A 14,170-nucleotide genomic window follows, 5' to 3' on the forward strand; every position below is an offset into this window, starting at 1 on the left:
AGGCGAAAGAACATGCACGATTTGCATCTTCTGCGCAGGCCTTCTGAATAGTTACATTGACTTATTTGATCTTGATCTTCAGTAGGTCCGGCGCTACCAACAGGATGAGGAGAGTTGCAAGAATGCAGGCTATGCCGCCACTAACGACGGAGAACATCGGGGTGACAAGGCCAGCAACGAGGCCAGACTCAAACGAGCCCAACATGGGTCCGCCAATGGCAAACATGGCCATCACAGAACTGATGCGTCCACGCAACTCGTCGGGGGTCATGCACTGCACCACGATGCCCTGGAGAATCACACTCACCATATCTGCCGCGCCCGTGCCAGCCAGGAAAAGAACCCCTAACCAGAGGGGATTGGGAAAGAAACCGAAAGCGACAACGCACAGCCCCCAGACCGTAACAGCCAGCACTACCCATAACCCCTGACGCTTGATACGCATGATGAGTCCCTGAAAGGGCATCAAGGCCACGGCACCTATTCCACCTGCGGCCAGCAAGAAACCAAGCCCCTGTGGCCCAAGGTGCATGATATCTCGCGCGTAGACTGGCAACAGCGCTCGTGGTGCCCCGAAGAAGGTGGCGCAGAAATCAAGCAAGAGTAATGCCAGGATCACCGGGTGTGCACGCAAGAAACGCATGCCTTCACTCAAGGCCCCGAATCCCGCCAGCGCGCTTTTCTGCGGGGATGAGTGGCACACGCAGCACAAGCAGTGCGGCAATCACCACCAGATACGAGACGACATTCACCCAATACGTGGAGGCGACCCCGAACCAGGCCAGAGCCAAACCGCCAGCCGTTGGACCAGTGATGGCAAAAAGGTAGACCATCATGGAATCGAGAGAAATTGCATCAGTCATCTGCTCGCGTGAAGCCAGATGAGGAATGATGGCCAGGCGCGCAGGAAACTCAAAGGACGAAGCCGCCGCACTCAAAAGAATGAGCACGGAAATGATGAACAGATTAACGACCTGGAAATTAGTACAGAGAGCCAGAATAGCCGAAAGGAGCATCATGACCACGTTCACAATGAGGAGCATCTTGCGCCGATCTAATGCATCTGCAAGAACTCCTCCCGCCAGTGAGAAGAGCAGACGAGGAAGCGCCTGTATCAAACCGATGAGCCCTAAGGCGAGCGCCGAGTGCGTAAGCAGATACACCTGCCAGGCCACCGCAACCATCTGCATCTGCGTTCCCGTTGCAGAAATGAACTGTCCCCAGAAGAGCAACGCGTAGTCTCGGTTGCCGAGAACACGAAAAGCCCCAAGTGAACGCCAGACAGCGGAACGGCCTTTCTCCGAATCTGCGAGCGCATCTGAGTGAACTTTCTCTAGCGTTGTATATGGTTCGTTTTCCATTAAAAACCTCACCCCAAAATAGTTTGATATGTGATGCAGATTTCTCGACATACATCCAATGGGAATACTTCGTCGGTTGTGTAGGAATATGAGGAGCATCTATCACTCCTATGAGGTCATTGTACGGGGAAAAGGGAGGAAAACAAGTGGGAGAAGGAGACCTCCCTAGTGCTCGTGTGAGCAGGAAAGTTCCACCGCCCGAAGTGGGGATTTCCTACTGATTATCCTGTGCTGGGACGAGTTGCCAGGAAGACGCTAACCAATCTTTCCCCCAATAGGCCTTTGTCCTATCAACAATGGAGAGAATGCGTGGGGGTTCCTCTAAGAAATGAATGCTGTAGAGTTTTTGCAATGCTGCCTCAACCCGAGGGACAAAACGTGAGGTGAGGTTTGCCTTATCAATTGCAATCATGCTCGATGAAAGCAGGGAAGCCATACAAAACGATGTGTGCGCCGAGCCTTCGTGTCCATGTCGTCGCCAATGCTCTATAAGATAAAAAGTCAGACGCACGGCCAGATAGTCATTACGGGGATTCAAGTGAAAAAGCTGGTATGGGACACAGGCCAGAAAGTTCATCTGATGTGCTTCATAGGAGGAGATCCAACTGCCAGGAGCAATGAGATAGCCAACAACTTTTCCCTGCTTTTCAATAGGGGTGAGTACGAGATAGGGGGCATCTATGACCACAGACTGCACGTTGCTCCCAGAACGAATGATATGTTGACCCCGAAGGTGATAGCGGGAAAGCAGCACGAGATCCTGCTGGACCTGTTGTCTTTGCTTCCATGGATATCCGTCACTGAAGTGTTTTTGCGAACCAGCATAAGCACGCCGATGGTGTTTTTGTACTCCTCGCCAGGAGAGAATTTCATCGTGGTGGATCATAACCCTGCCGTTGAACGAAAGATGTGGGTCATGGTGTCTGCTGGCCCACAATCCCAAGAGGATACGTGCTGTCATCAACGTCCCTTCAGGCTGAGAAACTGCTCTGGCCAAGCTCTTAGAGAAAGATGGGAGTGCGGTCGCCGCATCTAGAGAGATTGAGAAGTCATTAGATGTTCGATAATATGGCTGCGCTGTCTGTTCTTGCAGGCTCCATTGCGTCGCTTTTCCCAGGATCGCCTCGCGAATAGCCATGTCTTCAGCATAATTGGGAAGAGAGAGGAAGGGCGCAACAGGAGAACGAGGAAGATTCAGCAACACATCTGCGTGTTCGTCAACAAGCGAGAGAGGCTGGAGCATGTTCTCCTGTGCCAGTTGCTCGGTAGATTGTTGGGAAAAAAAAGCTGGTTTGAAAGTCAGGAGATTGGAACTGCTCTCCTGTAGACGTTCCATATGATAGTGAGGGAAAAGCCTGGTGTCAAGGCCAGAGGATGTAGGAGAGATACTTCCTAATCTTATAGAAAGCAAGATGCAGAAAAAGAAGCAGAGAATATGTATTGAGATTTTTGATCGAGAAGAAGCCGATTTATACGAAGTACCAGACATCATTCTTTTTCTTTCATCATTTGCGCTTTGTGCCGACCACATATTTATAAAAGGTACTCCGACTCTTGAAGCCGGCGAGGAGCATAACTTCAGCGACAGAATGCCCACGCCCCTTGTATAACTCTCCGGCACGTAAGAGGCGCGCTAGCGGGATCGAATCTATGGCGCGTGGCCTGCCGCTGCCATCGAACCGCCAAAGGGGCCGGATGTGATGGAAGCCGATCAGGAAGCGCCTTCGTAAGTAGCCCTCCTTTGTCCTTCGCCCATCAAGCCGGCTTGATGGGCATCTTCCCTCTCTGCAATATAACAAATTGTTTTATGATAGGATTTTAGTAACTATTCAGATGGGCTAGGTAGTTGCGGAGAGAGCTGTCAATCTGCTAGAGTAGGCTTATGAACAAGGATGACGAGTTGGAGCAGCTGCGACAAGAGAATGACGCGCTACGACATACCAATCGCACCTTACATGAGTGTGTGCGGGAGTCCATCCAGGCCATTGGTTCGCTGCACAAGCAGATCAAGGAACTGGAAGGAGTGATTGCCTCCCAGCAAGAGCACATCAAAGCCTTGGAAGGGCAGGTGGCCAAAGATAGTCATAACAGCAGCCTCCCACCTTCTTCAGATCGCTTTGTTCGTGTTCCTAAGAGCTTGCGGCAGCCGAGTGGCAAGAAACCTGGAGGACAAAAAGGCCATCGAGGACATCATCTGCGCCAGGTCCAGACGCCTGATGAGATCCTCGTGCATCCAGTTCTTGCCTGTTCCCACTGTCACCGTGATCTCAGTGGCCTTCCAGCAGCTCTACCAGAACGACGCCAGGTGATTGACTTGCCCAGCCAACGGCTCTGGATCAAGGAGCATCGCGTGGAAGAAAAGCAATGCCCCGTATGTTATCACCTGACACGAGCGTCTTTTCCAGCGAGCGTGAAGGCTCCAACACAGTATGGAAGAGGCATCCAAACGCTCGCCACCTATTTGGTGCAAGGTCAGGCTCTGCCTTATGCTCGCGCTAGTCAACTCTTGCAGGAATTGCTGGGAGTCCAACTCTCGGCGGGCAGCATCGCTAGCTTTGTCAAAACCTGTTACCATCAGTTGGAGGAGGTCGAAACTCGTCTGAGAGCGGCTGTGGTCAAGGCCAAGGTACTCAATCAGGATGAAACCGGGATGCGGGTCGGCACAGAGGGCTGGTGGGTGCATGTCTGCTCGACGGCTCGGCTGACCTATTATGCGGCTCATCCGAGTCGGGGACGGGTGGCCCTTGATGCCATTGGCATCGCTCCACAGTTTCGTGGCACCAGTGTTCATGATGGGTTGCAGAGCTATCAGAGCTACTGCTTTACCCAAGCCTTATGCAATGTCCATCATCTGCGAGAGCTGACCTTTATCGAGGAAGAACTAGGACAAGTCTGGGCGAGAGCGATGAAAGAGCTGTTGCTCGACATGAAGGCTGAGGTGGAGCGAGCGAAAACACATGGTCAGCCACAATTGGATTTGCTCGTGCTCGCACGCTTGCTTTGTCGCTATGATGAGATCCTGGCAGAAGGCTATCTCGCTCATCCACCGCCGGGTCCACCCAAGAAGTCAGCACAGGGAAAACGACTCCCAGGACGAGCCAAACAAAGCCCGGCCCGTAACCTGCTGGATCGTTTCTCTCAGAGAAAGTGGGAGGTGCTTCGGTTCCTCCATGATTTTGCTGTGCCGTTTGACAACAACCAGGCCGAGCGCGACCTGCGCATGATCAAGGTGCAGCAAAAAGTCTCTGGCTGCTTCCGCACCGAGCTGGGAATTGCTATGTTCTGTCGCATTCGCAGTTACCTCTCCACGTTGCGAAAGCAAGGCATTGCACTGTTCTCTGCCTTCGATCACCTATTTTCAGGGACCCCTGTTCTTCCTGCTTTCTCCTGACCCACCTGAATAGTTACTAAAATCCGTAACTATTCAGAAGGCCTGCGCAGAAGATGCAAATCGTGCATGTTCTTTCGCCTCTGAACGAGATTTACTCGCGAATGGAACGATCTTTGCACGAAATGATCCTTTTACGCTACCCCTCTGAATAGTTACGGATTTTAGTAACTGTTCAGGTGGGGTCAAAAGATGGAGAAAACCGGATGACCAGTAAGAGCCTGTTCCAGTGCAGCAAAGATTGGCAGCCCCTGCTTGCGCAACGTCGAGAGATAACTGCGGATGCGACAGAAGCTAATGAGACCCTCTGGAGTGCGGAAGCAGCCAGAGACCTTCTGCTGCACCTTGATCATGCGCAGATCCCGCTCAGCCTGATTGTTGTCGAAGGGTACGGCGAAATCCAGCAGGAAGCGCAGCACGTCCCACTTACGGGTCGAGAAACGATCCAGCAGGTTGCGTGCCGGGCTTTGTTTGGGCCTGCCAGGTAGGCGCTTGTACTGCTTCGTCTTAGGTGGCTTCTCGACCAGTGGATTGATCCGGTAGCCTGCCTGGACAATCTGGTCGTAGCGGGTAAGCAGAGCCGCCAGCACCGGCGTCTCCAATCTCGGCTGCCCTCGCACGCGGGCCTGCTCAACGGCCTCTTTCATCGAGAGCAACAGTGCCTTCATCTCTTTAGCCCACTCCTGCTTGAGTTCCTCCTCGATAAAGGTCAAATCACGCAAATGGTGGACGTTACACAACGCTTCGCTGAACCGGTAGCCCTGGTAGCTGGGAAGGCAATCATGCACAGAAATGCCCTCGAAGAACGGTGCGATGCCGATGGCATCCATGCCCTCCCGTCCTCGTTTCGGGTGTGCTCCATAGTGGGTTAGGTGCTCGGTGGCACAGACATGCACCCACCAGCCGCTTGTCCCAACGCGCATCCCAGTCTCATCCTGATGAAGGACGCGGGCCTTTACCAGCGTGGCTTTGAGCGTGGTTTCCCATTCGACCAGATTCTGCTGGCAGCGGGACACAAACTGGGCAATGCTTGCGGGGGAGAGCTGGGCACCGAAGAGATCGTAGAGCAGTTGGCTAGCACGTGCATAGGGAACGACTTGGCCGGCGACCAGATACGTCGCTACCGTCTGAATGCCCGTCCCATATTGCACTGGTGCCAGCACGTCGGCAGGAAACGAAGCGCGGGTGAAATGCAAGCAGGCTGGACACTGCTTCTCTTCCACCTGGTGCTCGGCGACCCAGAGCCGTTTGACCGGCAAGTCGATCACTTGCCGTCGCTCAGCCACTCTCGCAGGACAGGTACTCAGATCCGCTTCACAATGAGCACAATGCTGCACTGTATAGACGAGGAGCTCGTCAGGACACGTAGCTTGAGGCAAGCCATGCCCTTGATGGCCCGGCTGCCCACCAGACTTCTTCCCACTCTTCTTGCGTAACGATTTGGGAGCGCGGACAAAGCGGTCTGAAGAAGGTGGAAGGCTGCTATTGTGGCTATCCTTGGCAAGTTTGCCTTCTAGCGTCTTGATACGCTCTTGTTGCGAACTGATCACTGCCTCTAAATCTCTCATCTGCTTTTGCAGATTCCTAATCGCTTCAAGTGATTGGCGCACGCATTCCTGCCAATTCTCATTGGCTTCTCGCAGCCTTTGATTTTCTGCCTGTAGTTGCTCTAGCTCTTCAGTCAGGATCATGGAACTACTCTAGCAGATTGACCCTTTTCTTCGCAACTGCATAGCCCATCTGAACAGTTACGGATTTTACATGTATCCTCAGTTTACCTCTAGCTGGCCCGCTACGCTCTGGCCAGAGGTGAAGAAGAGATTTCCCGGCTACCTACTTGTTTGCTTGCTCCAGAAAGCGCTCTACAATCAGCCTTATAGTGGGAATCAAATCCAGGTCAAGCACTCACTCTTTCGAGTGGCGTAAAAACCATAGCCTGCCCTTCACCCAGGACAATATCTTCCTGGCGAGCCTGGGTCTGGACAGTGTAGACATGCCATTGACGATTCACTCTTGGCAGTGGGTAAGCAGGAAGAATGCTTTCCCAGAACAGCTTGAGGTTGCCATGGACCTTGAGGCCTGTCTCCTCTTCCAGCTCCCTGCGGGCCGCTTCTTCCGGGGTTTCGCCCGACTCAATCCCGCCTCCCGGCAGGCCCCATTTGTACGGCCACGGAGATGCAGTGCCAGCGCGGTGCTGCATCAACAGCTGGCCTTGCTGATCTATTACAAGCACCACGGCAATATGGTGATCCCGAATCTTTTGCTCCATTTTGTCTGCTCTTTCCGTCTCTATTTGAGATGAGAGTGCTTCCTCACTTGACCGAGTAGGATAAGCTCATCCGAAACGCGGCTTACTGCCGCCTGAAGGCAGATCAGCTTATGCTCAAGCGGCATCTGTGGTCCCACCAGCCTATCAGAGAGCGCAAGCGAGGGCTCGGTCCAGCCTTGCATAGTGATGCCCTCGTATCCAGGATTAAATATTACCATAGACCCCGGGAAGGCTAAGGCCGCCAAGCGCCAAGGACAGTTCGCCACCGTGATGAATCTCATGCTCGTGAACATGGCCGATAATCCACTGAAGCGACGAGTCCCCGAAAGCCTGCTGCTCCTCTTCGCTCAAGGAAGCTGGCGGAGAAAATATGCGTCCCAAATCGCTAGCTGTAAAGTTTGTCAGGGCCCCTTTAATCATGATCCAGGTGGACTCCAGCGCGGCTACGAGTTCAGCAGCCCCAAGCCCAGACGGCTCCTCTGCATCGCCAGGATTCCAATGCACGAAGTGGGCCAATTCGGGACTTCCCGCGCCTAACCAGTCATGAAACCACCAGACGCGATCGGAAATCATATGCTGGATTAACCTTCTAATCGTCCAGTGATGGGTTGCCACAGGCGAGTCGAGCTGGTCTGAGGAAAGTGGCGCAATAGCCTTGACGAGACGACGATGATAGCTCTCCCAATCCTGGTAGAACATAATGAGAGGAAGTGTTTGTTCTGTCATAGTTGCTGCTCCTTACTGCTTATGCTGCGCTCCTACTCTCGGGAGCACAGACAGCATAGCAGAGGGGCAGGCTAAAAACTTCTTCGATCTTGCTTTTCTGGCATATAAGACTATTACGGAGTACTGGCAAATAAATGCTCGCTCTATAGCTATTTATCAAAGAATATCGCTAAAAAATAGCATAAAGACACATTGATCATAGTTCTCTGGCTCTTCTAGCATCTACGCCAGGGCGAGTAGAGCGACTTGCCGGGCAATAAAGCTGATATGTGTCTGGCATTAAGCGACTAAAATGTGCTGAGCTACTTAGCATTGGTGGCCAGAAAATAAGAGACAAGCATGCTTTCGTGCAGGCCGTCTTGCTGCTCTTCCTGAGCGAGGCGGGCCAAAACTTCAGCTTTGAAGCGGGTTAGTATTTTGGGCTCCATATGCTCTAAAGCAAAGCGCGGACCATGCGTCCAGCGCGAGTCCCACCATTCCTGAGCATTGGCATAGACAAAATCCGCCTGCTCCTGCAAGAGCTGCACGTCAGCAAAGCCTGCCTCGCTAAGATAGTGTGGCAGCTCCGCATACTCGCGTCCCTTGCCGCCACCAGCCGCCAGGGGAATAGCGTAGCGCTGGTGATAGCTCGTAATATGTTCGCCATACCAGCGTGCAAATGGCGATAGATCGCGCGCAACCGAGATACCCAGCCGTCCGCCGGGCCGCAGAACGCGAGAGAATTCTACAAGCGTGCGTTCCAGGTGCGGAAAGAGGAAAATCGCAAAGCCACAGAGCAGGGCATCAAAGCTTGCATCAGGAAAGGCCAGCGCCTCGGCATCCATCTGGAACATGCGCACATTGCGCAATTGACGCCGCGCGATCTCAGCTGTAGTTTCCTGTACCATACCTGCTGCCAGATCAATGCCGATGACCTCGCCACGCGGACCAACCTTACGCGCAGCCGCAAAAAGATTGGCTCCGCGCCCAGCTGCCACATCCAGCACACGCGCCCCCTCGCTTAGCCCGATGCGCTCTACCAGATGCTCGCCCACATATGAGAATAGATCTGGTCCTATCTGACCATAGCGCGCCGCCACGCGCTGATAGAGCCCGGCAATGCGCTCTTTTTGCTGATTGCCTTGCTGGCGATTATCCACAGTAATAATCCTTTGTTCAAAGCTTTACACTCTTTCGCTCTACTTCATTCAGTGCATTATATACGAATCCGGCCGCTATGCCTCCTATATCAAGATAGTTGGAAACACAGCAGCATTAAGCGAAGTAGCTAGAAGTGCTCTATTAAATTGTTACATCCAGGTTATTATAAACCAGCACAATATAACCCAGTTTGTTTCGGATGCTAGTAATGATACGCATCCAAAAGATAGGTATAATGATGAAAATGCCCACGCTTTCTAATCCAAGGAACCTCACAGTCGCAACGAATAGTAATAGCCCATACAGACAAACTATGGCAAATGGCAGCCAATGCAGAAGATAGGTCAAAAGTATCTCTTTGCGGACAAGAGGAGTTTCCTCAAGCACTCTGAAAGGTATCGAGGCGCTTTTTTTCCACCCTCCTAAGAAAGTCATGCTTTCGCGAGTCTCTTTCTTGCCAAACTCAACGCAATATCTACCTCGCGGGACAATAGGCATATACCAGAACACGCTCCAGACAGTCGCAAAGCTATAACCCTGTTTCTTGTCATGTCTTATACCTAAGAAGGTCGTACCACATCCTTTAGATCTTTTTAAATAGGAGATTTGCCCGTAACTTCTACCTTCAAGCGGCTGCATAATGCCTCCATTTCATCCTTGATAACCAACATTGATAGGAAGAGGGACAAATAGGAGTTGTGTCCTACGCAGAACACATCATGATCAGCAGACTAACTACCTGCTAATAAACACTTCTATTACCATTTGAGCTTGTGATTTGCTTTAGAGCGCAGACACATTAAACTACTCTCCAGATTATAATACATTCTATCCCTCAATTAAGCAAAAGTAATTAGTTTTACTCGGAATATTTAATCTTTCCCCTACATGGCTATAAGAAATTTCAGAGAAATTACGTCTACGGGCTTAGGACAAGCCGCCCACAGGCCGTATCGCATTTGCCAAGAAAACCCTATGCTTAACAGGTAAAGCAATCTTGATGAAAGGCATTCTTCACTATGTATCAAGCAGATAATAGTTCAATAAAGCAGGCAGATAACGCGCTACGAGCAACCGAGAGACGCCCTGCCCTCTTCTGGCGCCTCTTGCTCTTCGGGCTGGGATTGGTAGGGATTATTGTATTGTATATAGAATTGCTTACGGGTGCTCAGAAAGCCCAGCTCCCGCAACTTATCCCAATCATCCAGATCCTTGTCTATCCTGGCCTGACCCTGGGTCTGACCTATATATTCCGGCGCTGGCTGGATAAGCGACCTTGGCGCGGGCTAGGCCTGATCTCCCCGCTGGCCGGACTGCCCTCCTTTCTGCAGGGCATACTTCTGGTTTTCGTCTCCTCGGCGTTTTTCTTAGGTCTCCTGGGGCTAGCTGGCTGGGTGCATATAGTCGCCTTCCAGCCAACGCCAAGCATTCTTATTGCCTTGCTGGTAAACGCCGTGGTGACCTTCTTTAGCGAGCCACTGCTTGAAGAGACAGCCATGCGCGGCTACATTTATCGCAACCTGAATACGCGCTGGCCATGCTGGTTGGCGATCCTGGGTCAGACCATCCTCTTCACCTCCTGGCCCCTGGCCAGCTACCTGATTACCGGCGGACTGCTGGGCCAGGAGATTCCCCCGGCCAGCTACTACCTTACCTATATTCCTCAGCTGCTCCTCTTCGGTTTCATCCTCCAGCTCTGCCGGATTACAGCCGGAAATCTGTGGATGAATATGGGCTTTCATCTGGCCTACCTCGAAGTATTGCGCTTCATCTCACCCGAAGCGAAAGCGCTGATACGCATAGAGTTCACGCCAACGCTCCCGGGCTTAGAGCATTTTCTGCTCGGCGATGGAAGAGCAATATGCCTGCTCATTGTAAGTATAGTGGTCTTCTTTGCCTGGCAGGCTTTGCGCAGGCGGCCAATTAACTGGCAAGCTATCGATCCAGACAGCAAGCAAGAGCAATAAAAGATCAGCCATGCTCGCGTTGCTATGTGAGCAGGCAAGACCCGCTAATAAACGATGGGAGCAGAGGAAGGCAGTCAAGGAGAAACTATCCCGACGTTTCGCTTATAATAGGGATGCATATATTTCAATGGAAAGTTGAAGAAAGGACTGAAAGCCCATGAAGCATCTCGGTATTCTCGCGCACAGCATCGAGGGCGCGGTACTCTGCCTGCGTACCTTTACTCAGGAAGGCGCGCGCCAGGTTGGCCCGCATGAGCATCCTGACGTGACCCTCGATTGTATCTCGATGGCGCGTAGTATGGAGGCCTGGGAAAAAGCCGATTACGCTCCCATTCGGGCCATCCTGGCCGAGAGCGCCTTACGGCTGGCCAAAGCCGGCGCTGACTTCTTTGTCTGCCCCGATAATACAGCCCATATCGCCCTCGAAGAGCCCGGTCCAGAGCTTGCCTTACCCGGTCTGCACATCGCCAGAATAGTCTCTGAGCAGGCCGCGCGCAACGGCTATAAACGCGTTGGCGTGCTGGGTACCAAATATACAATGGAAAGCTCGCTCTATCCCCGAGCGCTGGGAGAGCGCGGTATTGACACCGCAATACCCGAGCCAGAGGAGCGCCGTGTCATCAATGAGATTATATTTGCCGAGCTCGTCAACGGCATCTTCACTGACCCCTCACGTCAGCAGTATGTGCATATCATTGAAGAGCTGCAAGCCCGGGGATGCGACGCGGTAGCTCTTGTCTGTACAGAGATACCACTGCTAATTACGCCGGAGGTCTCTCCGCTCCCTACCCTCGACTCGACGCGCCTGCTCGCCTATGCGGCCTTTGAGGTTGCCAGCGGGCAACGTTCCATGCCCACATGGAAAGGTGGGAATAGCCAGGCCTGATTAAGTAAACTTGCCTGGATAGGCATGAGACGCCTTTTCGGACCAAAGCGCTAGTCTGGCAATCCTTCTCCAGCTAGAAGCGATTACCAGGCTGGGGTCCTCGTTTATACGTACATACCGGGCTTCAGTAGATAGTGAGATATGAGAGCGCGCATGAAACTGATTGCTATTAGAAAGTCACTAAGTCAGTTTCGCCAGTTGCAGTGGAAGCTAACCTTGCTTTACGCCTTCAGCTGTATCATCACCATAGAGCTAATCGGCTTCGGCTTATATCTCTTGCTGATAGGCATAGCGACGCAGGAAACTTTGAAACTTGATCTGCAAATCCTCGCTCAGCAGGCAACTCCGTTTTTCTATCGCTCAGAGCCGGACCCGGAAAGCCTGCAAGCCTGGTTAGGCATCCAGCTCAGGATTACTCCCTACCAGCTACAAGAACTCGCAGATCTTGAGCATGGCTTCTTTGGCGTGGTCGATCAACAAGGCCGCACGATAGCAGCAACCGGCGGGTCCATAACCGCACCCACCGGCGCCCGGGCCTCTCAGCTCTCTCCGCAGGCAAGCAAATTGCTCAACAGCATCCTACAAGGCAAGAGTAGCGCCGAGGTTGAGATCCTCCAAGAAACGGGGCGGAGCACGCTTCTGATCGCCCCTATTCGCATGCCCGACAAGACTATCAGAGGCGCCTTACTGCTCAAAGCTGACCCTCCTACATGGCAAGAAATCCTTGCCGGCCTGCGCACTCGCGTGCTACCCAACCTCCTACTGGCCGGGATTCTGGCTTGCCTGGGTGGTCCGCTGGCCGGCTGGCTTACCGCGCGCTATTTTGTGGGTCGCTTTAAGCGCTTGCAGGAAGCAGTAGACGGCTGGAGCCAGGGCGATTTTTCCCTGCAGATCAACGATAGATCAGCCGACGAGATGGGCCACTTCGCCAACCGCCTGAACGCTATGGCGCTTCAATTACAGCAGCTTCTCCAGACGCAACAAAAACTTGCCATTATAGAGGAACGCAACCGGCTGGCCCGCGACCTGCACGATAGCGTCAAGCAACAAGTCTTTGCCATCTCCATGCAAGCAGGCGCGGCCCTCCTGTACCTGGAAAAGGATAAGCCGCGCACGCATAAACATCTCCAGGCTATCGATCAGCTCGCCTATCAGGCTCAACAAGAGCTGGTAAGCATCCTGCAGGAGCTACGACCCTCGGCTCTGGAAGAATTGGGGCTCACGGCGGCATTACGCGAGTATGTGCTTAATTGGAGCCGACAGAATGAGATCATGCTCAAGCTCGCCTTGCAGGAGATCACTGATCTACCCTGGAAGGCTGGCGAGGCTCTTTTACGCGTGGTCCAGGAAGCGCTCTCCAACGTCAGCCGGCATAGCAAAGCCAGGCAGATTTATGTACGGCTTGAGAGAGAGCAAGATGAAGTATTTCTGGAGATAAGCGACGACGGCATAGGTTTTGAGCCGGAACAGGTCGCCACAGGTCTTGGCCTGGCAGATATGCAGACGCGCCTACAACGGCTAGAAGGAAGGCTGAGCATAGAGAGCAGTCCCGGACAGGGCACGCGGATCGTGGCCACCTATCAGTTAAGCGTCAACAGGAGCAGCAAAGATCTCCGGCCTTGTCAGAGGCAGCCAGAAAGGCCCGATCATTCAGCTAAGACAAGCAATAGAGAGTAGGCAAACTAACAGTAAATGGCCGAGCCAATAATCGATTTTTTCAGCAGGGAGCCCATGAGAACAACAGCAATTACGGTTCTGATCGCAGATGATCACGATCTGGTACGCGAAGGAATCAGCGCCTTTTTGCAGGCGCACGAAGACATGAGAGTCGTTGGCGAAGCGGCCTCGGGAGAAGAAGCGGTCCGACTGGTCAAGCAACTGGCGCCGCAAGTGGCCCTGATGGATCTGGTAATGCCAGGCATGAACGGAGTTGAGGCTACGCGCGAAATCAAGCGCATCAGTCCCCAGACCCAGGTTGTAGTGCTCACCTCCTATCACGAAGACGAGCACATCTTTCCAGCCTTACGCGCTGGCGCGCTTTCGTACGTGCTCAAAAATATTCGCTCACAAGAGCTGATAGAGATCATTCGCAAGGCCGCACAGGGCGAAGCCATGTTACATCCACGCGTCGCGACACGCGTGATCCAGGAAGTACGCGAGAGCAGGCGAGCGGTTCCGGCGGCCTTTGCCGAGCTTTCCGAGCGCGAGCTAGAAGTGCTACGCTTCATCGCCCAGGGTCACTCCAATGCTCAGATTGCTGAGGAGCTGGTCTTGAGCGAGAAAACTATCAAGGCTCACGTCAGGAATATCTTTAGCAAGCTGGAGCTTGCTGACCGCACCCAGGCCGCCGTCTTCGCCTGGCAGCAAGGGCTTATGCGCAAGGGATAAGCAAAGAACATCCCCATTCAAACAGCTCGGCGAGAAAGCTTAGAT

Annotated in this window: 15 protein-coding genes; 6 read left to right on the forward strand and 9 right to left on the reverse strand. The window is 52.9% G+C overall.

From position 1 onward, the window contains the following. Positions 1-61 precede the first annotated feature (61 nt). From EPA93_RS50255 to EPA93_RS06045, 3 genes are all read right to left on the reverse strand, one after another. Positions 62-655, reverse strand: a complete 594-nt coding sequence (locus tag EPA93_RS50255; protein WP_129886184.1) for an MFS transporter — start codon at positions 653-655, stop codon at positions 62-64. Continuing rightward, positions 648-1,361, reverse strand: coding sequence for an MFS transporter (locus EPA93_RS50260; RefSeq protein ID WP_165422908.1), 714 nt, complete (start codon positions 1,359-1,361; stop codon positions 648-650). The genes EPA93_RS50255 and EPA93_RS50260 overlap by 8 nt, the downstream gene beginning before the upstream one ends. Before the next feature lie 214 nt (positions 1,362-1,575). Then, positions 1,576-2,604 carry a hypothetical protein gene (locus tag EPA93_RS06045; protein WP_129886186.1) on the reverse strand — a complete coding sequence of 343 codons (1,029 nt, stop codon included), beginning with the start codon at positions 2,602-2,604 and terminating at the stop codon, positions 1,576-1,578. Positions 2,605-2,719: 115 nt separating this feature from the next. On the opposite strand from EPA93_RS06045, the gene EPA93_RS06050 reads away from it, so the two are divergent. After that, complete coding sequence (locus tag EPA93_RS06050; RefSeq protein ID WP_129886187.1) at positions 2,720-2,971, forward strand: hypothetical protein; 252 nt, start codon at positions 2,720-2,722, stop codon at positions 2,969-2,971. Between the two features lie 272 nt (positions 2,972-3,243). Beyond that, positions 3,244-4,752 carry an IS66 family transposase gene (tnpC, locus tag EPA93_RS06055; protein WP_129886188.1) on the forward strand — a complete coding sequence of 503 codons (1,509 nt, stop codon included), beginning with the start codon at positions 3,244-3,246 and terminating at the stop codon, positions 4,750-4,752. Positions 4,753-4,934: 182 nt separating this feature from the next. On the opposite strand, the gene tnpC (EPA93_RS06060) is transcribed toward tnpC (EPA93_RS06055), so the two are convergent. The 6 genes from tnpC (EPA93_RS06060) to EPA93_RS06085 all read right to left on the reverse strand — a co-directional run bounded on the left by tnpC (EPA93_RS06060) (position 4,935) and on the right by EPA93_RS06085 (position 9,523). Continuing rightward, the gene (tnpC, locus tag EPA93_RS06060; RefSeq protein WP_129886189.1) at positions 4,935-6,440 is read right to left on the reverse strand and encodes an IS66 family transposase; all 1,506 of its coding nucleotides are present in this window, start codon (positions 6,438-6,440) and stop codon (positions 4,935-4,937) included. Between the two features lie 206 nt (positions 6,441-6,646). Next, a complete protein-coding gene (locus tag EPA93_RS06065) occupies positions 6,647-7,018 on the reverse strand; it encodes an NUDIX domain-containing protein (RefSeq protein ID WP_207229460.1) in 372 nt (123 codons plus the stop codon). A gap of 20 nt (positions 7,019-7,038) precedes the next feature. Beyond that, a complete protein-coding gene (locus EPA93_RS06070) occupies positions 7,039-7,200 on the reverse strand; it encodes a hypothetical protein (RefSeq protein ID WP_165422909.1) in 162 nt (53 codons plus the stop codon). Between the two features lie 22 nt (positions 7,201-7,222). After that, positions 7,223-7,744, reverse strand: a complete 522-nt coding sequence (locus tag EPA93_RS06075) for a DinB family protein (protein WP_129886191.1) — start codon at positions 7,742-7,744, stop codon at positions 7,223-7,225. Between the two features lie 302 nt (positions 7,745-8,046). Next, complete coding sequence (locus EPA93_RS06080) at positions 8,047-8,883, reverse strand: methyltransferase domain-containing protein (RefSeq protein ID WP_165422910.1); 837 nt, start codon at positions 8,881-8,883, stop codon at positions 8,047-8,049. Between the two features lie 142 nt (positions 8,884-9,025). Beyond that, complete coding sequence (locus tag EPA93_RS06085) at positions 9,026-9,523, reverse strand: hypothetical protein (RefSeq protein ID WP_129886193.1); 498 nt, start codon at positions 9,521-9,523, stop codon at positions 9,026-9,028. Between the two features lie 380 nt (positions 9,524-9,903). Here EPA93_RS06085 and EPA93_RS06090 point away from each other — a divergent pair, with 380 nt between their 5' ends. The 4 genes from EPA93_RS06090 (at position 9,904) to EPA93_RS06105 (ending at position 14,125) form a co-directional block, all read left to right on the forward strand. Further along, complete coding sequence (locus EPA93_RS06090; protein WP_129886194.1) at positions 9,904-10,851, forward strand: CPBP family intramembrane glutamic endopeptidase; 948 nt, start codon at positions 9,904-9,906, stop codon at positions 10,849-10,851. A gap of 157 nt (positions 10,852-11,008) precedes the next feature. Beyond that, the gene (locus tag EPA93_RS06095; protein WP_129886195.1) at positions 11,009-11,737 is read left to right on the forward strand and encodes an aspartate/glutamate racemase family protein; all 729 of its coding nucleotides are present in this window, start codon (positions 11,009-11,011) and stop codon (positions 11,735-11,737) included. 153 nt (positions 11,738-11,890) lie between these two features. Then, the gene (locus EPA93_RS06100) at positions 11,891-13,414 is read left to right on the forward strand and encodes a sensor histidine kinase (protein ID WP_165422911.1); all 1,524 of its coding nucleotides are present in this window, start codon (positions 11,891-11,893) and stop codon (positions 13,412-13,414) included. Between the two features lie 54 nt (positions 13,415-13,468). Beyond that, positions 13,469-14,125 carry a response regulator gene (locus tag EPA93_RS06105; protein WP_129886197.1) on the forward strand — a complete coding sequence of 219 codons (657 nt, stop codon included), beginning with the start codon at positions 13,469-13,471 and terminating at the stop codon, positions 14,123-14,125. The last annotated feature ends 45 nt before the right edge of the window (positions 14,126-14,170 follow it).

The organism is Ktedonosporobacter rubrisoli (assembly GCF_004208415.1).
Classification (GTDB): domain Bacteria; phylum Chloroflexota; class Ktedonobacteria; order Ktedonobacterales; family Ktedonobacteraceae; genus Ktedonosporobacter; species Ktedonosporobacter rubrisoli.

Excerpts from the sequence above, each read along its gene's own strand:
- EPA93_RS06045 (WP_129886186.1), bottom strand. The coding sequence starts at position 2,604 with ATGCTCCAGCCTCTCTCGCTTGTTGACGAACACGCAGATGTGTTGCTG.
- tnpC (WP_129886188.1), top strand. The coding sequence starts at position 3,244 with ATGAACAAGGATGACGAGTTGGAGCAGCTGCGACAAGAGAATGACGCG.
- tnpC (WP_129886189.1), bottom strand. The coding sequence starts at position 6,440 with ATGATCCTGACTGAAGAGCTAGAGCAACTACAGGCAGAAAATCAAAGG.
- EPA93_RS50260 (WP_165422908.1), bottom strand. The coding sequence starts at position 1,361 with ATGGAAAACGAACCATATACAACGCTAGAGAAAGTTCACTCAGATGCG.
- EPA93_RS06065 (WP_207229460.1), bottom strand. The coding sequence starts at position 7,018 with ATGGAGCAAAAGATTCGGGATCACCATATTGCCGTGGTGCTTGTAATA.
- EPA93_RS06075 (WP_129886191.1), bottom strand. The coding sequence starts at position 7,744 with ATGACAGAACAAACACTTCCTCTCATTATGTTCTACCAGGATTGGGAG.
- EPA93_RS06070 (WP_165422909.1), bottom strand. The coding sequence starts at position 7,200 with ATGCAAGGCTGGACCGAGCCCTCGCTTGCGCTCTCTGATAGGCTGGTG.
- EPA93_RS06105 (WP_129886197.1), top strand. The coding sequence starts at position 13,469 with ATGAGAACAACAGCAATTACGGTTCTGATCGCAGATGATCACGATCTG.
- EPA93_RS06090 (WP_129886194.1), top strand. The coding sequence starts at position 9,904 with ATGTATCAAGCAGATAATAGTTCAATAAAGCAGGCAGATAACGCGCTA.
- EPA93_RS06085 (WP_129886193.1), bottom strand. The coding sequence starts at position 9,523 with ATGCAGCCGCTTGAAGGTAGAAGTTACGGGCAAATCTCCTATTTAAAA.
- EPA93_RS06095 (WP_129886195.1), top strand. The coding sequence starts at position 11,009 with ATGAAGCATCTCGGTATTCTCGCGCACAGCATCGAGGGCGCGGTACTC.
- EPA93_RS06100 (WP_165422911.1), top strand. The coding sequence starts at position 11,891 with ATGAAACTGATTGCTATTAGAAAGTCACTAAGTCAGTTTCGCCAGTTG.